The sequence below is a fragment of the Kribbella sp. CA-253562 genome (assembly GCF_050942265.1).
Lineage (GTDB): Bacteria > Actinomycetota > Actinomycetes > Propionibacteriales > Kribbellaceae > Kribbella.
On the sequence record NZ_CP192049.1, the window covers coordinates 1,696,043 to 1,714,998 of the forward strand.

The 18,956-nt window shown below is 71.5% G+C and carries 18 protein-coding genes; 10 read left to right on the forward strand and 8 right to left on the reverse strand.

Translation table 11 applies throughout. The features are described 5' to 3' along the window. Positions 1 to 24 precede the first annotated feature (24 nt). The 3 genes from ACQPXM_RS08215 to ACQPXM_RS08225 are packed head-to-tail and all read left to right on the forward strand — an operon-like array spanning position 25 to position 2,889. Entirely contained in the window at positions 25 to 1,011 is a 987-nt protein-coding gene (locus tag ACQPXM_RS08215) for an AAA family ATPase (protein ID WP_432950962.1), read from the forward strand. Then, positions 1,008 to 2,309 carry a DUF58 domain-containing protein gene (locus ACQPXM_RS08220; RefSeq protein ID WP_432946434.1) on the forward strand — a complete coding sequence of 434 codons (1,302 nt, stop codon included), beginning with the start codon at positions 1,008 to 1,010 and terminating at the stop codon, positions 2,307 to 2,309. The genes ACQPXM_RS08215 and ACQPXM_RS08220 overlap by 4 nt, the downstream gene beginning before the upstream one ends. Positions 2,310 to 2,343: 34 nt before the next feature. Beyond that, positions 2,344 to 2,889 carry a hypothetical protein gene (locus ACQPXM_RS08225; protein ID WP_432946436.1) on the forward strand — a complete coding sequence of 182 codons (546 nt, stop codon included), beginning with the start codon at positions 2,344 to 2,346 and terminating at the stop codon, positions 2,887 to 2,889. 17 nt (positions 2,890 to 2,906) lie between these two features. Here the strand turns inward: ACQPXM_RS08225 and ACQPXM_RS08230 are convergent, their stop codons facing one another. Continuing rightward, positions 2,907 to 3,440, reverse strand: coding sequence for a TetR/AcrR family transcriptional regulator (locus tag ACQPXM_RS08230; RefSeq protein ID WP_432946437.1), 534 nt, complete (start codon positions 3,438 to 3,440; stop codon positions 2,907 to 2,909). Positions 3,441 to 3,641: 201 nt separating this feature from the next. Between ACQPXM_RS08230 and ACQPXM_RS08235 the strand changes: the two genes are divergently transcribed. Further along, positions 3,642 to 5,051, forward strand: a complete 1,410-nt coding sequence (locus ACQPXM_RS08235; protein ID WP_432946439.1) for a DHA2 family efflux MFS transporter permease subunit — start codon at positions 3,642 to 3,644, stop codon at positions 5,049 to 5,051. Between the two features lie 270 nt (positions 5,052 to 5,321). Continuing rightward, a complete protein-coding gene (locus tag ACQPXM_RS08240) occupies positions 5,322 to 5,654 on the forward strand; it encodes an MmcQ/YjbR family DNA-binding protein (protein WP_432946441.1) in 333 nt (110 codons plus the stop codon). Positions 5,655 to 5,705: 51 nt separating this feature from the next. Here the strand turns inward: ACQPXM_RS08240 and ACQPXM_RS08245 are convergent, their stop codons facing one another. Continuing rightward, entirely contained in the window at positions 5,706 to 7,181 is a 1,476-nt protein-coding gene (locus ACQPXM_RS08245; protein WP_432946443.1) for a hypothetical protein, read from the reverse strand. A gap of 175 nt (positions 7,182 to 7,356) precedes the next feature. Here ACQPXM_RS08245 and ACQPXM_RS08250 point away from each other — a divergent pair, with 175 nt between their 5' ends. Beyond that, a complete protein-coding gene (locus ACQPXM_RS08250; protein WP_432946445.1) occupies positions 7,357 to 9,048 on the forward strand; it encodes a DUF885 domain-containing protein in 1,692 nt (563 codons plus the stop codon). A 56-nt stretch (positions 9,049 to 9,104) separates the two neighbouring features. Further along, the gene (locus tag ACQPXM_RS08255; RefSeq protein WP_432946446.1) at positions 9,105 to 10,301 is read left to right on the forward strand and encodes a Maf family nucleotide pyrophosphatase; all 1,197 of its coding nucleotides are present in this window, start codon (positions 9,105 to 9,107) and stop codon (positions 10,299 to 10,301) included. Here the strand turns inward: ACQPXM_RS08255 and ACQPXM_RS08260 are convergent. The 4 genes from ACQPXM_RS08260 to ACQPXM_RS08275 all read right to left on the reverse strand — a co-directional run bounded on the left by ACQPXM_RS08260 (position 10,294) and on the right by ACQPXM_RS08275 (position 13,121). Beyond that, positions 10,294 to 10,650: a hypothetical protein gene (locus ACQPXM_RS08260; protein WP_432946448.1), complete on the reverse strand. Its 357-nt coding sequence runs from the start codon at positions 10,648 to 10,650 to the stop codon at positions 10,294 to 10,296. The two genes, ACQPXM_RS08255 and ACQPXM_RS08260, sit on opposite strands and share 8 nt — an antisense overlap. A 10-nt stretch (positions 10,651 to 10,660) precedes the next feature. After that, entirely contained in the window at positions 10,661 to 10,888 is a 228-nt protein-coding gene (locus ACQPXM_RS08265) for an acyl-CoA carboxylase epsilon subunit (protein WP_432946450.1), read from the reverse strand. Between the two features lie 12 nt (positions 10,889 to 10,900). Then, positions 10,901 to 12,478 carry an acyl-CoA carboxylase subunit beta gene (locus ACQPXM_RS08270; RefSeq protein ID WP_432946452.1) on the reverse strand — a complete coding sequence of 526 codons (1,578 nt, stop codon included), beginning with the start codon at positions 12,476 to 12,478 and terminating at the stop codon, positions 10,901 to 10,903. A gap of 160 nt (positions 12,479 to 12,638) precedes the next feature. After that, the gene (locus ACQPXM_RS08275) at positions 12,639 to 13,121 is read right to left on the reverse strand and encodes an SCP2 sterol-binding domain-containing protein (RefSeq protein ID WP_432946454.1); all 483 of its coding nucleotides are present in this window, start codon (positions 13,119 to 13,121) and stop codon (positions 12,639 to 12,641) included. Between the two features lie 100 nt (positions 13,122 to 13,221). On the opposite strand from ACQPXM_RS08275, the gene ACQPXM_RS08280 reads away from it, so the two are divergent. The 3 genes from ACQPXM_RS08280 (at position 13,222) to ACQPXM_RS08290 (ending at position 17,437) form a co-directional block, all read left to right on the forward strand. Beyond that, positions 13,222 to 13,860, forward strand: a complete 639-nt coding sequence (locus ACQPXM_RS08280; protein WP_432946456.1) for a TetR/AcrR family transcriptional regulator — start codon at positions 13,222 to 13,224, stop codon at positions 13,858 to 13,860. Between the two features lie 113 nt (positions 13,861 to 13,973). Beyond that, positions 13,974 to 16,613 carry a phosphoenolpyruvate carboxylase gene (locus ACQPXM_RS08285; protein WP_432946458.1) on the forward strand — a complete coding sequence of 880 codons (2,640 nt, stop codon included), beginning with the start codon at positions 13,974 to 13,976 and terminating at the stop codon, positions 16,611 to 16,613. Further along, entirely contained in the window at positions 16,613 to 17,437 is an 825-nt protein-coding gene (locus tag ACQPXM_RS08290; protein WP_432946460.1) for a biotin--[acetyl-CoA-carboxylase] ligase, read from the forward strand. Before ACQPXM_RS08285 ends, ACQPXM_RS08290 begins: the two co-directional genes overlap by 1 nt. Here the strand turns inward: ACQPXM_RS08290 and ACQPXM_RS08295 are convergent. Further along, positions 17,427 to 17,534: an MFS transporter small subunit gene (locus ACQPXM_RS08295; RefSeq protein WP_425553121.1), complete on the reverse strand. Its 108-nt coding sequence runs from the start codon at positions 17,532 to 17,534 to the stop codon at positions 17,427 to 17,429. The genes ACQPXM_RS08290 and ACQPXM_RS08295 overlap by 11 nt on opposite strands. Continuing rightward, entirely contained in the window at positions 17,531 to 18,931 is a 1,401-nt protein-coding gene (locus ACQPXM_RS08300; RefSeq protein ID WP_432946463.1) for an OFA family MFS transporter, read from the reverse strand. Before ACQPXM_RS08300 ends, ACQPXM_RS08295 begins: the two co-directional genes overlap by 4 nt. Positions 18,932 to 18,956: the final 25 nt, after the last annotated feature.

The window sequence follows — 18,956 nt, forward strand, 5'->3', positions numbered from 1 at the left end:
GGCCAGCCGGCGCACGCCGCCGGGCTGACGCCGCCGAGCGATGGGCTCACGCCGTACGAGGTGTCCGCGCTCAGCCGGCAGGTGCTGGACCGGGTCGGCGAGGCCGTGGTCGGCAAGGGGGAGGCGCTCGAGCTGGTGCTGGCCGGGATCCTGGCCGGCGGGCACGTGCTGCTGGAGGACTACCCGGGCCTCGCCAAGACGCTGGCCGCGCGGTCGTTCGCGCAGGCGCTCGGGCTGGAGTTCCGGCGGGTCCAGTTCACGCCGGACCTGCTGCCGTCCGACGTCACCGGTGCCTTCGTGTACGACCAGAAGAACAGCGAGTTCGTCTTCCGGCCGGGACCGATCTTCACCGGCCTGCTGCTCGCCGACGAGATCAACCGGACCCCTCCGAAGACCCAGGCGGCTCTGCTGGAGTCCATGCAGGAGCACCAGGTCACCGTGGAGGGCCAGACCTTCCCGTTGCCGTCGCCGTTCCACGTGCTGGCGACGGCGAACCCGGTCGAGTACGAGGGCACCTACCCGTTGCCCGAGGCACAGCTCGACCGCTTCATGCTGCGGATCGGCTTCGGCTACCCCAGCGCCGACGAGGAGTGGCAGGTACTCCAGCGCCGGATGGCACGGCGTCAGGAAGACCAGCACGTCGAGCCGGTCACCGACGCGGCCGGTCTGCTCGCTGCCCAGCGTGCTGTCGAGACAGTCACCGTCGACGACACCGTCGGCCGGTACTGCGTGGACCTGGCCGCCGCGACCCGGCGCGACTCGCAGGTGCTCGTCGGTGCGTCACCGCGCGGCTCGCTGGCGCTGCTGCTCACCGCCAGGTCGTACGCCGTCATCCAGGGCCGCGACTACGTCGTACCGGAGGATGTGAAGGCTGTTGCCGTGGCAGCGCTGGCGCACCGGATCACCGTGCGGCCGGAGCTGTGGCTGCACGACGTAACCGGGGCGAGCGTCGTACGGGCTGTGCTGGCGCAGGTTCCGGCGCCGCCGACCGTCGTGGGCGCCCGGCAGTGACCTGGCGGCCGACCCACGCGCAGGTCCGGGTGGTCTGTGTGGCCGCCGGACTGCTGGTGGTCGCGGTCGTCGCGCGCCGGCCGGACCTGGCGGTGCTGGGCGTGCCGCTGGCGTTCGTCGCGGTGTGGGGACGGTTCTTCCGGCCGCGGACCGTTCCGGAGGTCAGGACGGAGCTGGACGCGGACGTGCTGTTCGAGGGACAGGCCACGACGTACCGGGTGCTGGTGCCGGGCACTGTCGACCCGGACATCGACCTGGTCGTCGCAGCGCTGCCGCGGACGCAGTGGTTCCGGTACGACCCGCCGCAGGCCGCTCTGGGCGAGTCGGCGGCGGACGGGACGGTGTCGCTGGAGGTCGGCGTACGGTCCGAGCGGTGGGGGCAACGGAACTTGGAGCGGCCGCAGGTGATCGCCACGTCGGACCTGGGGGCGTACCGGGTGCACCTGCCGGACATCGAGCCACAGGTCGTCACCACGCTGCCGCTGCGGGAGGGGTTCGAGGCGGTGGACGCCGTACCGCGTCCTGCTGGGCTGGTCGGTCTGCACCGGTCGCGGCGGCCGGGAGAGGGCACGGAGTTGTCGGGGGTCCGGCCGTTCCGGACCGGCGACCGGCTGCGGCGGATCAACTGGTCGGTGTCCGCGCGCACGCGTGAGCTGCACGTGACGTCGACCTGGTCAGACCGGGACACCGAGGTCGTCATCCTGCTGGACTCGGGTGGAGAGGTCGGGATCAGCGAGGGGATCGACGGGCGCTCCAGCAGCCTCGACACGGCGGTGCGGGCGGCCGCGTCGATCGCCGAGCACTACTTGAGGCACGGGGATCGGGTGCGACTGGTTGACACCGGTACGGCGGTCGGTGGGGTGCGCGCCGGGAGCGGGCGGTCGCACCTGCGGCGGATCTTGGACGTGCTGGTGCACGCCGGTCAGAAGGGCCGCCAGCAGGACGAGCACGCGCTGGCGCGGCGGCACAGGATCCGCCCGGACAGCCTGGTGCTGGTCCTGAGCCCGCTGCTGCGGCCGGCGATCCTCGGGTACGTCGTGACGCTGGTCCACTCGGGCTACACGGTGATCGCCGTGGATACGCTGCCGGACGACGTGGCGACCGTGACCCAGTTGGACCAGCACGACGCGCAGGCCTGGCCGCTCGGGTGGCGCATCCGGCTGCTCGAACGGCGGCGCGAGTTGGATCGGCTGGGGAACCTGGGCGTTCCGACGGTCCGCTGGCGCGGCGCCGGCACGCTCGACGAGGTCCTGCGCGACGCGGCGCGCGTCGCTGCTGCTCCGAGGATGCGGTCATGAACGCGGGCTCTCGGACAATTCTTGGGAGCGGGCTGTGAGTCTTGCTGATCGGTTGACGCGGTGGCTTGCTGAGATTCGGGCGTCGGGGCAAGGGCCGTTGGTCGCGCGGACGATGATCGCGCTGGGGGGAGTGATCGCCCTGGTCGTGCCCGGGGTACAGGCGTGGGACCAGATGGACGTTATTCCGATCGCGGGCGGGCTTCTGCTGGTGGTCTGCGTCGCGCTGCCGGATTCGGCGGCCGCGTTGGTCTTCCTGGTTGCCGTGCTGGCCGGATGGTTGCTCAGGGCACCGGCTGACGTCGGCTGGGCGACCGTGGTGACCGGGCTCGGCCTGCTCCTGCTGCACCTGGCCTCGGCGTACGCCGCACAGCTGCCGTCGTACGCGAAGGTCACGCGTCGGTCCTTGCGCAGATGGTTGCTGCCAGCAAGTATCGCGGCGTTGCTCGGGCCGCTTGTCGCGATCGGCGCCGCGATTGTCCGGAACGCCGAGGTTCCCGGCTCGCTGGTGGTCACCGTCGCCGCGCTGGCGGCCGCTACCGCCGCTGTCTGGTTCGCCGCCGGGCAGTCGGTGAACGACTAGGGCGAGACCCCAGCGAGCTAGAGGTTCTCCAGCAGATCGGTCGCCCACGTGCAGGAGACCGGGTTCGGCCCGACGACGTGCATGGCGGCCATCACCGTCAGCAGCATGCCGGTCGCCATGAACTCGCGCGCCTCCGGAGCGGACGCGCCGGTCAGCTCGCGCACGAGCCGGTAGATCCCGCCGAACCGCTCCCGGACGGCGTTCCCGATGGCCGGCTCCGCGCTCGCCGCGAACCCGTGCAGCAGGACGACGAGCAGTTCGCGCTGCACCAGCAGTCGCTGGTACGCGTCACCCAGCGACTCCAGCTCGGCCCGCTCCGCCGCCGCGTCGCGGAAGGCCTGCTCGATCTCGTCGCACACCCGCTGGAGGGTGGCCAGGAACAGCTGCTGCTTGGTCCCGAACAGCCGGATCACGTAGGGCTGTGATACCCCCGCCAGCCGCGCGATCTCGTCGGTTTTCGTCCCGGCGTACCCGGACTGGCCGAACGCCAGCACCGCCGCCTGCAGCACTTCCTCGCCGCGCTCGGCCGCTGTGAGCCTGGTCCTCGTCATCCACACGCCTCCGCACTCGACCGCACTCGGTCCCCACTCATCCGCACGCTGCGGGCGGCGGCTCGTCTCGCTCGTTTCGCTTGTCGCGCTCGTCCGCTCGGCCCGCTCGGCCCGCTCGTCCTTGACATGTTATCAGTCGATGCATACTTTGAAGTCATGTTAGTTATCAGTCGATAACAACAACCGACGGAGGGGTACGAGATGACATCGACCGCCCTCGAGCCCGAGGTCCAGGCCCCCGGGCCGGCCCGGCGCTCGCTCGGCACGGTGCTGGCCGTAGTCGGCATACCGGTGTTCATGGTCACGCTGGACAACCTGGTGGTCACCACCGCGCTGCCGGTGATCAAGCAGGACCTGGGGGCCTCGCTGACCGACCTGCAGTGGTTCGTGAACGCCTACACACTGTCGTTCGCCACGCTGCTGCTGACCGCCTCGGCGATCGGCGACCGGCTCGGCCGGCGGCGGATCTTCCTGGCCGGACTGCTGCTGTTCACGCTCGCGTCGGCGGCCTGCGCGCTGGCGACCGAGCCGTGGATGCTGATCGGCGCCCGGGCGATCCAGGGTGTCGGCGCGGCCGCGGTGATGCCGTTGTCGCTCACGCTGCTGTCGGCCGCCGTACCGGCGAGCAAGCGCAACGCGGCGATCGGCATCTGGGGCGGCATCTCCGGCCTCGGCGTCGCGGTCGGTCCGGTGGTCGGCGGTGCGGTGGTCGACGGGCTCAACTGGCAGTGGATCTTCTGGCTGAACGTGCCGATCGGCCTGCTGGCGCTGCCGTTCGTGGCCCGTGTGCTGACCGAGTCGTACGGCGGCAGTCGCCGGTTCGACCCGGTCGGGCTGGTGCTGTCCGCGGCCGGCGTACTGGCGATCGTGTGGGGTGTCGTGCACGGCGCCGAGGACGGGTGGACGTCCGGGCCGGTGCTCGGCGCGATGATCGGCGGGGTGGTGCTGCTGGCCGTGTTCCTGGTCTGGGAGAGCCGGTCGCCGGCGCCGATGCTGCCGCTGCGATTGTTCCGGATCCGGGCGATCAGCGCGGTCAACGCGACCTCGTTCACCTTCTCGGTGGGGGTGTTCGGGGCGGTGTTCCTGCTGGCCCAGTTCTTCCAGGTCGTGCAGGGCTACTCGCCGCTGGAGTCGGGGCTGCGGACGCTGCCGTGGACGATGGCGCCGATGGTCGTCGCGCCGATCGCCGGTGCGATCGTGGACCGGGTTGGCGCACGCGTCCTGATCGCGAGCGGCCAGGCGCTGCTCGCCGTCGCGCTCGGCTGGATGGCGCTCGTCACGACGGTCGATGTCACCTACGGCACGTACGTCGTACCGTTCGCGCTCGCCGGCGTCGGGATGGGGCTGACCTTCGCCCCGACCGCGAGCGTGGTGATGGCGGCCGCGAGCGAGACCGACCGGGGCGTCGCGTCGGGCACCAGCAACACGATCCGCGAGGTCGGCGTCGCGATGGGCGTCGCGGTGCTCGCGTCGGTCTTCGCCTCGGCCGGCGGGTACGAGTCGCCCGCGCGGTTTGTCGAGGGCTTGGTCCCCGCGGTCTGGGTCGGCGCCGCCGTCGTCGCCGTCGGAGCCTTCGTCGCCCTGCTCATTCCGGGGCCTCGGCGGCACTGAGCGGAGAGCCGGGCGCCCACGGAGCAACCGGCTGCTCCGACCGCGGAGCACGACGGAGCCGCCTGCTACTCGGGCGGCCCGCCCCGCCACCGCGCGGCACGACGGAACTGCCTGCCGATCGGCGCGCGTCTGCTCGTGTACTCCGCTTTCCTTCCGTCCCCTCGCCCATGCCGCAGGCCGGGCGAGGGGTGCCGGGTTGTCCCCGGGGTGCGGCAGGATGGTGGTTCCGCAGTTGCGCTGCGGGGATTGCTCTGGTGGGAGGGACTGCAGGTGCTGGACGCGGACGACGTACGCCGGATCGCGCTGTCGTTGCCGGAGACGGTGGAGAAGCAGCGGTGGAACCATCCGACCTTCGACGTCGCGGGGCGGATGTTCGTCACCGTGCCGGACGACCAGACGTCGTTCGCGGTGCGTTGCCCCCGGCTCGAGCGCGACGAGTTGATCGCGGCCGAGCCGGAGAAGTTCTGGGTTCCGCCGCACGAGGCGGGCTCGGCCTGGGTGCGGGCCAGGTTGTCGGCTCTCGAAGGGCCCGACGAGCTCTACGACATCCTGCTCGACTCCTGGAAGCAGGCGGCGCCCGCGGGCCTGACGGTCGAGCAGTAGCCGGCCTGACTGTCGAGCAGCACTAGCCGGGCCGAACCGGCGAGCACCAGCTCAGTCCGCCTCGGCCTTGAACCGCGACTCCTTGAACCACAGCGACCGGTCGATCCGCCGCTCCAGCTCATCGACCACCTTCGCGCCACCGCGGTACAGATCACCCGAGACAGGGAACACGCAGCCGTCGGCTCCGAACACCACCGTCGTACCGTCGGCGGTCCGCATCACGCCCGCGACGCCGTCCCACGGCAGCCGGTGGACGCCGTCGTTGTCGCGGACCGCCAGCCCGTCCGGCGCGAGCACGAGCGTCATCTCCCGTGCCTCCCGCGAGAACAGCCGCGCGACCCGGTGCGGCCGGAACTCCTGCCCGGCGGGCAGTTCGCCGCCGACCGGGCAGAGCGGGACCGCCCGGAAGCCCAGCTTGGTCCACTGCTCCAGCGACTCCTCGGTGGCGTACCCGATCGCCGACGGCAGCGCGGCCCGCAGTACGGCGGCCAGCTCGTCCGGCCGCACAGCCCGCACCCGGTCCGGATCGAGCGGCTCACCCTCGGGCTCCTCGAACAGCTCCCGCCGCAACGCCGCGAACTCCGCGCTCAGCTCGGGATCGATCGTCGCGCGTTCCTCGTCGAAGCGGTCGAGCGCCAACCGCAGCTCCTGCTCGGACGGGCCGTTGGCCGCCAGGTCGGTCAGCGCCTCCGCGACGGCCTGGGCGACCGCGTCCTCGGTGCCCTCGCGCGCCTCGGCGTAGAGGACCCAGTCGGTGGTGCCGTCGGGCTGGTGCACGGAGTCGGAGTCGACCACGTAGCTGTGACCGCCGACGTGCCGGCACATCTCCTCGATGCGCTGCTGCAGTACGTCGGTCGCCAGCACGGAGGTCCGGGCCGCGTCGCCGTCGGGCAGAGACAGCAGTACGGCGGCGCCCGGGACGCCGAAGCCGACCGCGACCGGGCCGTCGAACGACCTGGCGGCGTACCGGTCGTGGCGTGGGCGACGGCCGGTCGGCAGGGACAGCTTCAGCCCGTCAGGAATCGGGCCGGTGAGTTGCAGGACCGCGTTGTCCGCGGTGAACCACTTGCGCGCGAAAGCGATGACCTGGTCGCCGGTCAGGCCGTCCGGACCCGGACCGTCGAGCCAGTCGAGCCCGGCGCCGCGGTTGCCGTACCGGACGTTGTAGAGCAGGGCGGCCATCGGGTGCGTGACCCAACCGTCCTCCGCCGCGAGCACCCCGGCCTCGACCTCGAGCCGCTCGACCGGTGGGTCGGACAGGGCCGCGCAGATGCCGTTGAGGAACTCCCCGACCCTGGCCGGGGAGCCGCTGGCCATGAAGCTGGTCGTAGTCGTGTCGACCGACGCGTCGATCGTGATCGGCAGCCGACGGACCGTGCTCATCACCAGATGCTCCAGGGCGTGCGCGACTCCGACCGTGGGCAGCGTCTCGTCCTGGGCGCCGGCGGCGAACGTCAACGTGGCGTCGGTGGTGGTCTGCTGGTCCTTGTGGTGCAGCAGACGGACGCCGTCGAGGTACTGGGACATCGGACCGCCTATCTCGGGAACGGGATGCGCCGACGGTACCGGCCCACCCGGCGGGGACGCGCATGGCGCGCAGGTGGGTCCCGCGGGGCGGTGTGGTGCGGAGCGACCGGCCTGGTCGGGCATCACGCCGGGAAATGGGCGGGAGGGCCGGACCGGCGGCAGGTAGGGTCGTGGCGTGACGGACGCGACCACACCGAACAGCCCGATCGACCAGGTTTCCGAGCGGTTCCTCGAGCAGTACCTCGAGTTGATGCCGACGGAGGCGACCTTCATGGGGGTCGAGGGCCACGACCACGAGCTGCCGGACTTCTCGCCGAGCGGCTTCGAGGGCTTGCTCGAGCTGCACAAGCGCGCGCTGGCCGAGGCACGCGCGATCCAGCCGGGCAGCCCGCGCGAGGAGGTCGCCCAGGACGCGTTCGTGGAGCGGCTCGGGCTCGAGGTGGAGAACCTCGAGGCCGGCGTACCGCAGTCGCAGCTGAACGCGCTGACCTCGATCCCGGCCCAGATCCGGCAGGTGTTCGACCTGATGCCGACCGCGTCGGAGTCGGACTGGGAGACGATCGCGATCCGGCTCAACCAGGTCGGTACGACGCTGGACGGGTTCCGCGAGACCGTGCTCGACCAGGCCGGCCAGGGCCGGGTGTCGGCCGTCCGGCAGCTGAACGACCTGGCCACCCGGATCGCCAGCTGGACCGGTGCCGAGGGTGACGACTTCTTCGCCGGCCTGGCCGCGCGGGCGCCGGAAGGACCGGTGAAGGCGACGGTCGAGGCGGCCGCCGCGTCGGCGCGTTCGGCGTACGACCAGTTCGGGCAGTGGGTGGCCACCGAGGTGGTGCCGAAGGGCCGGGTCCGCGACGCGGTCGGCCGGGAGATCTACGAGCTTGCCTCGCGCAACTTCCTCGGCGCGGCCGTCGACCTCGACGAGACCTACGCCTGGGGCTGGCAGGAGCTGGCCCGGATCGACGCCGAGATGCAGACGATCGCCGCATCGCTGAACGGCGGCGACCGCGGCATCGCCGCCGCGGCCGAGCTGCTGGACAACGACCCGGCCCGCAAGATCCACGGCAAGGAGGCGTTCCGGGACTGGATGCAGCAGCTCGCCGACGCCGCCGTCGCCGAACTGTCCGGCCGGCACTTCGACATCCCCGACGCGATCCGGACGATCGAGTGCATGATCGCGCCGACCTCCGACGGGTCGATCTACTACACCCCGCCGAGCGAGGACCTGACCACCCGGCCCGGCCGGATGTGGTGGGCGGTGCCGAACGGCATCGACGAGTTCGCGACCTGGCGTGAGGTGACCACGGTCTACCACGAGGGCGTGCCCGGGCATCACCTGCAGGTCGCGCAGACGATGCTGCGCGGCGAGACGCTGAACCGCTGGCAGCGGATCGGCTGCTGGGTCTCCGGCCACGGCGAGGGCTGGGCCCTGTACGCCGAACGCCTGATGGAGGAGCTCGGCTACCTGGAGGAGCCCGGCGCGCGCCTCGGCATGCTGGACGCGCAGGGGTTCCGGGCGGCGCGGGTGATCGTCGACATCGGGATGCACCTGGAGCTGGAGATCCCGCGCGACAACCCGCTCGGCTTCCGGCCGGGGGAGCGGTGGAACGCCGAGCTCGGCTTCGAGTTCCTGCGGGCGTACTCGCGGATGGAGACCGAGTTCCTGCGGGCGGAGCTGAACCGGTACCTGGGCTGGCCGGGGCAGGCGCCGTCGTACAAGGTCGGCGAGCGGATCTGGCTGCAGGCCCGCGAGGAGGTCCGGCAGCGCCGCGGCGCCGACTTCGACCTGCGCAGCTTCCACCGCGAGGCCCTCGACCTCGGCTCGATCGGGCTCGACCCGCTGCGTCGCGCCCTCGCCCGCCTGTGAGCGCGCAAGCCGGGGACCGGCCGGCGGCGACGGACGCGCGCGGCGCGGAGCCGGAGGTGCGGCGGCCGCGGTTCGTGCTCGCGTCGGCGTCGCCGGCGCGGCTGAAGACCCTACGCAACGCGGGCGTCGAGCCGGAGGTGATCGTCTCCGGCGTCGACGAGGACAACGTCACGGCGGAGAATCCCGGCGAGCTGGCGCGGCTGCTGGCGGTCCTGAAGGCGCGGGCCGTGGTCGCGACGCTCGACGACCATGCGACGGTGCTGGGCTGCGACTCGGTGCTGGAAATCGACGGCGTCGCCTACGGCAAGCCCGGTACGCCGGAGCTCGCGCGCGAACGGCTGCGGATGATGCGCGGCCGCAGCGGCGTACTGCACACCGGGCACTGCCTGTTCGACACCAACAGCAAGCAGGAACTGCGCGAGCTGGCCTCCACCACGGTCCACTTCGCCGACCTCACCGACGCCGAGATCGACGCGTACGTCGAGACCGGCGAGCCGTTGGTGGTCGCGGGTTCCTTCACCGTCGACGGGTTCGGCGGCCCGTTCGTGACTGGTATCGAAGGCGACTACCACAATGTCGTCGGCCTTTCCTTGCCGTTGCTGCGCCGCATGCTCGCCGACGTCGGCATCCCGTGGCCGTCGCTGTGGCAGCCCGCCCACTTCGCGTACGACGAGGCCGAGGCCGCGGACTACGACGAAACCCGAGGCGGCGAAGCCCGAGCCCGAGCCGCCGCTGAAGCTGTCCACAGGTTGTTGCCCGAGGGGAGTTCCCGTGTCCTGGAGCTTGCCGTCGGCACCGGCATCGTCGGCGCCGAGCTGGTTGCCTTGGGCAACCTCGTGCACGGCGTCGACCTGTCGCCCGCGATGCTCCAGCACGCCCGCTACCGGCTGCCCGGCCACGTCGCCGCGGCTGACGCCGCTCGGCTCCCCATCGCCGATCGTCGCTGCGACGCGGTGGTCGCGGTCTGGCTGCTGCACCTGCTCGACGACACCGAGGGCATCATCGCCGAGGCAGCGCGCGTTCTGCGGCCCGGTGGGGTTTTCGTCACCACCACGGAGAAGTCCGACGCCGGCCGGTACGCCCAGGGCCGCTCGCCCAAGGAACGCCGCTCCGGCGACGCCCTGTCCCACCTGGTCGCCCGCGCCTCCGAGCACGGCCTGGTCCTCGACGGCGCCACGACGTTCGAAGGCCCAGCGCGGGGTGGTCCGGGAATTCCCGTCTACCCGCTGGTCCGGTTCCGCCGGCTCACTTGATCCCGGCTTTGGCGTCCAGGAGTTGGAGCAGGTCGTGCGCGGCCAGTTCCACGTCCTTGTGGCGCCACTCGGACGCGCGGTAGACGCAGGCGATCAGCCCGGTGCGGTGGATGCGGCGGAAATCGCCGTACACGAATGCGTGCCGGGCCTTGGTCTCGTCGTTCGCGCCCTCGGTCAGGCCGAGGTGCCAGGCGCCGTACTCGTCCCAGGTGTGGTTGGCGAGGTAGGAGTTCTGCGCCTCCGCGTCCGGCTGCACCGCGCCCCAGTCGCTGTCCAGCACGTACTGCCGGCCCTCGATCAGTTTCCGCGCGTACTCCACCGCCGCCGGGTTCACCGCGTACTTGGCCATATCCCAGTGTTCACGGGTGCGCGCTCGCGCGCCACCGTCCCGGGCCGGGGTGCAGCGGACGCTTCGCGTGCCGCCAGTACGTCGCCCAGTCGCTCGCGCGCTGGGTGTCGGCGGCAGGAGCGGGCGCCGCGGCCCGGGCGCTGACGACGGCGACCAGCGCGGCCAGCTCCTCGGGAGAGGGATCACCCTTCACAACACGGAGGATCGGCGAGGAAGACTCGACGGGGGTGTCAGGCATGACGGGCTCCGATCACAGCGGGATGTTGCCGTGCTTCTTCGGCGGCAGGGTGTCGCGCTTGGTGCGCAGCAGGCGCAGGGCGCGGACGATTTCGGCGCGGGTCTCGCTCGGCTTGATCACCGCGTCGATGTAGCCGCGCTCGGCCGCGATGTACGGGTTCGCCAGGTGGTCCTCGTACTCCGTGATCAGCTGCAGGCGGCGGGCCTCGACGTCGTCGGCGGCGGCCAGTTCGCGGCGGTGCAGGATGTTCACCGCACCCTGCGCGCCCATCACCGCGATCTGCGCGGTCGGCCAGGCGATGTTCATGTCGGCGCCGAGGTGCTTGCTGCCCATCACGTCGTACGCGCCGCCGTAGGCCTTGCGGGTGATCACGGTGATCATCGGGACGGTCGCCTCGGCGTAGGCGTAGATCAGCTTGGCGCCGCGGCGGATGATGCCGTTCCACTCCTGGTCGGTGCCGGGCAGGAAGCCGGGCACGTCGACGAAGGTCAGGATCGGCAGGTTGAACGCGTCGCAGGTCCGGACGAACCGGGCTGCCTTCTCGGAGGCGTCGATGTCGAGCGTGCCGGCGAACTGCAGCGGCTGGTTGGCGACCACGCCGACCGGGCGGCCCTCGACCCGGCCGAAGCCGACCACGATGTTCGGCGCGAACAGCGTCTGCACCTCGAGGAAGTCGCCGTCGTCGACGACCGCCTCGATCACCGTGTGCATGTCGTACGGCTGGTTCGGCGAGTCCGGGATCAGCGTGTCCAGCGCGGCGTCCAGGTCGTTCACCGCGAGGTCGGCCGGGGCGTCGTAGACCGGCGGGTCCTCGAGGTTGTTCTGCGGCAGGTGCGCGACCAGGGCCTTCACCCACTCGATCGCGTCCTCCTCGTCGCTGCCCAGGTAGTGCGCGTTGCCGGACTTGGTGTTGTGCGTCCGGGCGCCGCCGAGCTCCTCCTGGGTGACGTCCTCGCCGGTGACGGTCTTGATCACGTCCGGGCCGGTGATGAACATGTACGACGACTCGTCGACCATCACGGTGAAGTCGGTGACGGCCGGGGAGTAGACCGCGCCGCCCGCGCACGGGCCCATGATCAGTGAGATCTGCGGGATCACCCCGGAGGCCCGGACATTGCGGCGGAAGATCTCGCCGTACAGGCCGAGCGAGACCACGCCCTCCTGGATCCGCGCGCCGCCGGAGTCGTTGATGCCGATCAGCGGGCAGCCGATCTTCATCGCCAGGTCCATCACCTTGACGATCTTCTCGCCGAACACCTCACCGAGCGAACCGCCGAAGACGGTGAAGTCCTGCGCGAACACGCACACCTGCCGGCCGTCGATGGTGCCGTAGCCGGTCACCACGCCGTCGCCGTACGGGCGGTTGGCGTCCATCCCGAACGACGTCGACCGGTGCCGGGCGAACTCGTCCAGCTCGGCGAACGACCCCTCGTCCAGCAGCAGCGCGATCCGCTCCCGGGCGGTCTTCTTGCCGCGCGCGTGCTGCTTCTCCACCGCCCGCTCGGACCCGGCGTGCACGGCCTCGTCCAGCCGCTGCTCGAGGTCGGCGAGCTTCCCGGCAGTGGTGTGGATGTTCACGGTCTCTCCCATAATCGGGCAGCCTAACTCCCCAGTAGCGCTTCTGCCTGTGACGTCGGCCGCAGGCGGCCGACCTCCACCACCGACCAACCTCCGCCGGACGGTCGCCGCCCCGCGTGGTTCGCTGTGCCGGGCGGCGCAAGGCGCCGTTGGTGGGTGGTGGAGGTCGGCCTCAGCGCGGGCCGACGGCGAAGATCTTGGTCAGCCGGGCGGCCAGCGCCAGGTCGCCGCGCACGGACAGCCGTTGCTTGAGCACGGCGGTGACCGGGTCCTCGTTGCCGGTCACGATCCTCAGCAAGGTGGTCGGATCGGTGCGGACGGAGATCTGCGAAGGCCCGTCGTGGTCGGCCAGCAGTTCGCACCGGCCGTCGGCGACCCGCACGTGGTACTCGTCGACGCCCTCGCCGTGCACGCTGCCGCCCCCGCCGGTGATCTGCCAGGTGACGACCGCGTCGAACCCGGCGGCCCGGGCGGGCCGGAGGTACTCCGGCATCCGGCGAAAGATCTCGCGCAACGCGACCTCTCGCACACCCCCGATGAGTCGATGCCGAAGCTCCCGTTCCGACGTCCGGTCGACCAAGCGGGCCAGCTCGGACAGCTCGAGCCTCGACAGCGCACCGGACTCCAGCCAGTGGGCTCCGCCTCGTTCGGTCAACGGCGACCTCCCCGGGCAGCTCCCAAGGAAGTCCTCCGGCGATCCGAAAAGGCTTCCTACCAGACCGTAGGAATTTCCTACGACCTGGTAGCTTTGTCAAGTGGTCAGCCCCGACGAACCGGTTGCGGAACCTCGCCGCCGGGCCGCGCACCTGGGTCCGGAACGACGGCGGCCGATGATCCTGGACGCCGCCCTGCAGGTGTTCTCCGAGCGCGGCTTCGCCGGTACGACGATGCAGACGGTCGCCGACGCGGCCGGAGTGACCAAGCCGGTGGTCTACGCCTCCTTCGCCAACCGCGACGAGCTGCTGCTGGCCCTGCTCGCCCGCGAGGAACAGCACCTGGTGCTCTCGATCATGGCCGCGCTGCCGGCGAACCCAGGCGTCGGAACTCCCGAGCAGCACGTGCTCGACGGCCTGTCGGCGTTCCTGGAGACCGCGGCGAAAAATCCCCAGTCCTGGCGGATCGTGTTCGGCGCCCAGTACGGCGCGGCGCCGGTGGTGGCCGACCGGGTCCGGGCCGCGCGCGCCTTCCTGGTCGAGGGCCTGCGGCTCACCCTCGTCCAGTCCCTGCCGGGCGTCACCGACCCGGACGCGAACCTGCCGGTGCTCGCCGAGATGCTCGCCTCGATGACCGAGTCCTGCGCCCGCATGCTCGTTGTCGACGGCACCGACCGGTCGCCGAGGGAGCTGGCCCAGGTGGTCTCCAAGGTCGTCGGCGGCGGGTTCGGCGCGGTCTGACGGGCCGAGCTGATCGGCGTACTGTCCGGTCACCTCCACGTTGGGTCACATTCTGCTGTTCACAGGCCGGACCATGCGGCAAGTGAGCGCGGCCACGGATATCGTGGGCGAACGTGACCGAGACCGGCAGTCAGGCGAACGCCCGCACCCGTACCCGCGCACGTTTCGAAGTCCCTGAGGAGCTGCGGGCCGACGTCCGCCTGCTCGGCGAGATCCTGGGCCGCATCCTGGTCGAGTACGCCGGACAGCCGCTGCTCGACGACGTGGAGAAGCTGCGCGAGCTGACCATCGCCGGCGACGGCGAAGCGGCCGAGCAGCTGGTCGCGACCTGGCCGCACGAGCGGGCCGAGGACGTCGCCCGCGCGTTCACCTGCTACTTCCACCTCACCAACCTGAGCGAGGAGCTGCACCGCGCGCGCGTCCTGCGCGAGCGCGACCGCTCCGGCGACGCCCCGGTGGTCTCGGAGCTGGCCCAGGCGGTCGAGCAGATCTCCGCCGACGCCGGCGAGCAGCAGGCTCGCGCGCTGCTCAACGGGCTGGAGTTCCGCCCGGTGCTGACCGCGCACCCGACCGAGGCCCGGCGCCGCGCCGTACTGGCGACGATCCGGCGGATCTCCTCGCTGCTGGAGGAGCGCAACGACCCGCGCGCCGGTGACAGCGAGCTGGCCGAGAACCGGCGCCGCCTGGTCGAGCAGGTCGACATCCTCTGGCGGACGTCGCAGCTGCGGACCAGCCGGCCCACTCCGCTGGACGAGGTGCGCTCGGCGATGGCGGTCTTCGAGGAGACCCTGTTCGATGTCGTCGGCAACGTCTACCGCCGGCTCGACGACGCGCTGGCCGGTGACGACGCCGGGATCCGCCCGCCGGTGGTGGCGCCGTTCGTCCGGCTCGGGTCCTGGATCGGCGGCGACCGCGACGGCAACCCGAACGTCACCGCCGCGATCACCCGCGAGGCGATGCAGATCCAGGCCGACCACGTCCTGCGGGCGCTCGAGCTGGCGACCGACGAGCTCGGCCGGTCCCTGACGCTGGACGCGGCGACCACGCCGCCGTCCGCGCCGGTCCGCCGGATCCTCGAGGACGCCCGCGCGGTCAACCCGGAGCTGATCGCCGACATCGAGACCCGCTCGCCGTCCGAGCCGCACCGGCAGCTCCTGCTGCTCGCCGCCCGCCGGCTGGCCGCGACCCGCGCCCGCGACGCCGACTTCGGCTACCCGCGCGCCGCTGATTTCCTGCACGAGCTGAAGGTGCTGCAGGACTCGCTGGTCTCGGCCGGCGCGCCCCGCCAGGCGTACGGGCAGCTCCAGCAGCTCATCTGGCAGGTCAGCTCGTTCGGCTTCCACCTGGCCGAGCTAGAGGTCCGCCAGCACTCGTCGGTGCACGCGAAGGCACTCGAGGAGGTCCTGGGCGGCGGCGAGCTGTCCGACCAGACCGAGGAGGTGCTGGCGACGCTGCGGGTGATCGGGCAGATCCAGCAGCGGTTCGGCCCCGAGGCGTGCCGCCGGTACGTCGTGTCGTTCACCCGCAACGCCGGGGACCTCGCGGCGGTCTACGAGCTGGCCGACGCGGCGATGGACGGCCGGCCGATCGAGCTGGACGTGGTCCCGCTGTTCGAGACCGGCGAGGACCTGCAGAACTCCGTCGAGGTGCTGGACAACGCGATCCAGCTGACCCGCGTCCGGCACCGGCTGACCGCGAACGACCGCCGCTTCGAGGTGATGCTCGGCTACTCCGACTCCGCCAAGGACGTCGGCCCGGTCTCGGCCACCCTCGCCCTGTACGACGCGCAGGCGCGGATCACCGCCTGGGCCCAGCGCAACGCGATCCGGCTGACGCTGTTCCACGGCCGTGGCGGCGCGCTCGGCCGCGGTGGCGGTCCGGCGAACCGTGCCGTGCTCGCGCAGGCGCCCGGCTCGGTCGGCGGCCGGTTCAAGCTCACCGAGCAGGGCGAGGCGATCCCGGCCCGCTACGGCAACGCCGCGATCGCGCAGCGGCACATCGAGCAGGTCACCGCCGCCACGCTGCTGGCCTCCACCCCGGCGATCGAGCAGCGGGCCGCCGCGGCCGCCGACCGGTTCGGCGAGGTGGAGAAGGTGCTCGACGAGGCCGCCCGGACGGCGTACCACCGGCTGGTGAAGGCCGACGGGTTCGCCGAGTGGTTCGGCCGGGTGACGCCGCTGGAGGAGCTCGGCCAGCTGCCGCTCGGGTCGCGTCCCGCGCGGCGCGGCGTCGCGGTGTCCTCGCTGGAGGACCTGCGGGCGATCCCGTGGGTGTTCGCCTGGTCGCAGGCCCGCGTGAACGCCCCGGGCTGGTACGGCCTGGGCTCGGCGCTCGCGGCGGTCGGCGACGTCGCCGTACTGCAGGACGCCAACAAGAACTGGCCGCTGTTCCAGGTGATGCTGGAGAACGCGGAGATGTCGCTGGCCAAGACCGACCGGCGCATCCTCGGCCGCTACCTGGAACTGGGCGACCGGCCGGACCTGAGCCAGCTGATGCTGGACGAGCACGAGCTGACCACCGAGTGGGTGCTCAAGGTGCTCGGCAGCGACCGCCTGCTGGCCGGCCGGCGCGTACTGGGCCGTGCGGTCGAGCTGCGCAACCCGTACGTCGACGCGCTGAGCTACCTGCAGCTGCGAGCCTTGCGGACCCTGCGCACCGACGACTCACTGGACGAGGAGCAGATCGTGCGCACGCGCCGGCTGCTGCTGCTGACCGTGTCGGGCGTTGCCGCCGGCCTGCAGAACACCGGCTGATGGCCGATCACCTGCAGTTCGGTGATCTGGAGCGCCCGCCGCTGGACGAGAAGTTCCTGCGCGGGCGCCTGGTGCGTCCCGGTGGGCTGTGGACGCAGATCGACGTACTGACCGAGACGCCGTCCACCAACGCCGTCCTGGCCGCTGCTGCACGCGCCGGAGCTCCTGAGGGCTTGGTAGCGACAGCGGAGTATCAGTCGTCCGGACGGGGACGGCTGGGTCGCACGTGGACCACTCCGCCGCGCTCTGCCCTGCTCACGTCGGTCCTGCTGCGTCCGACCGCGGTTCCGGCCGCCCGCTGGCCGTGGCTGGGTCTGCTGGTCTCGCTGGCCGTCACTTCCGCCGTACGACGGGTGGCCGAGATCCCGGCGCAGGTGAAGTGGCCGAACGACGTCCTGGTGGAGGACCGCAAGCTCGCGGGCATCCTCCTCGAGCGGGTCGAAGGGCCGGCGGCGATCGTCGGCATGGGCCTGAACGTCACGCTGCGCGCGGACGAGCGGCCGCATCCCGGGGCGACCTCGCTGGCGCTGGAGGGCGCGGCGACGACGGACCGGGTGACGGTGCTAGCCGCCGTACTGCGGGAGCTGGCGGTTCGCTACCAGGAGTGGGTGGAGGCGGCGGGTGACCCGGCGGTGATTCTGCCCGACTACCAGGGGCTCTCGGCAACGATCGGCCGGCCGGTCCGGGTGGAGCTGCCGGACGGGAAGTTCCTGGAGGGCACGGCGACGGGTCTGGACACCGACGGCCGGCTGCTGGTCGACGCCGCCGACGGCCCGCACGCGCTGGCCGCCGGCGACGTGACGCACTTGCGAGCTAGTGGGTGAACAGCTTCGCCGCGGTGATCAGCGTCTGGATCACGCCGTAGCCGAGCAGGACGGCGACGAGCGCCCAGGACACGACGAGTCGAGGGGTCTGGTTCATTTCGCGGCCTCCGCGGCTTCGGTGCTGCTGGACTTCTCGTGGAACCGCTCCGAGACCGGGCGGATCAGCAGGTTGGCGACGAACCCGATCGCCAGTACGCCGACCATCGTGAACAGCGCCGGGCTGTAGGCCTCCTCGGTCAGCGTGCCGGGCTTGCCTTCGCGGTCCAGGAAGCCGTTGATGATCAGCGGTCCGAACACGCCGGCTGCCGACCACGCGGTCAGCAGCCGGCCGTGGATCGCACCGACCTGGTAGGTGCCGAACAGGTCCCGCAGATACGCCGGTACGGTGGCGAATCCGCCGCCGTAGAAGGACAGGATCACCGCGGCCAGCAGCACGAACACGATCGTGCTGGTGTGCCCGACGGTGGCCAGCAACGCGTACGCGATAATGCCGGCGCCGAGGTACAGCGCGTAGATCGGCTTGCGGCCGATCAGGTCCGACGTGGTCGACCAGCCGAACCGGCCCGCCATGTTGAAGATCGACAGCACGCCGACGAAGCCGGCCGCCGCGGCGACCGCGACCGAGGACTTGCCGTCCGCGCCGCGGAAGAAGTCCTGGATCATCGGGCTTGCCTGCTCCAGGATGCCGATGCCGGCGGTGACGTTGCAGAGCAGTACGACCCACAGCAGCCAGAACTGCGGGGTCTTGATCGCGTTCGCCGCCGACACGTTGGCGGTCGTGACCAGCGCCTTCTGCTTGACCGTCGACGGATCGAAGCCGTCCGGCTTCCAGCCCTCGGCGGGCACCCGGATGTTGAAGACGCCGAACATCATGATCAGGAAGTAGCCGATGCCCAGGGTGAGGAACAGCGCGACGAGTGCGCCGCCGTCGGCGACCGACGCCGAGTTGTTCGGGTCGTAGCCGTCGTCGTACAGGCCGAGCAGCTGGCGTGACAGCGGGCTGGCGACCAGCGCGCCGCCGCCGAAGCCCATGATCGCCAGGCCGGTGGCCAGGCCCGGGCGGTCGGGGAACCACTTGATCAGCGTCGACACCGGGGAGATGTAGCCGATCCCGAGACCGATGCCGCCGATCACGCCGTACCCGAGGTAGACCAGCCAGAGCTGGCCGGTACCGATGCCCAGGGCACCGACCAGGAACCCGGTGGCCCAGAAGGACGCCGAGACGAACATCGCCTTGCGCGGTCCGTTGCGCTCCACCCAGGTGCCGCCGATCGCGGCCGACAGCCCGAGCATCACGATCGCGATGCTGAAGATCACGCCGATCGCGGTCTGGCTGGCGTCGAAGTGCTGGACCAGCGAGGTCTTGTAGACCGACGTGGCGTAGGCCTGACCGATGCACAGGTGCACCGCCAGCGCGGCCGGCGGGATCAGCCAGCGGCTGTAGCCCGGGGGCGCGACGCTGTGCTCCCGATCGAGGACCGACAAGATGCCCATCACGACTCCTTCGAGTGGTCGCCCC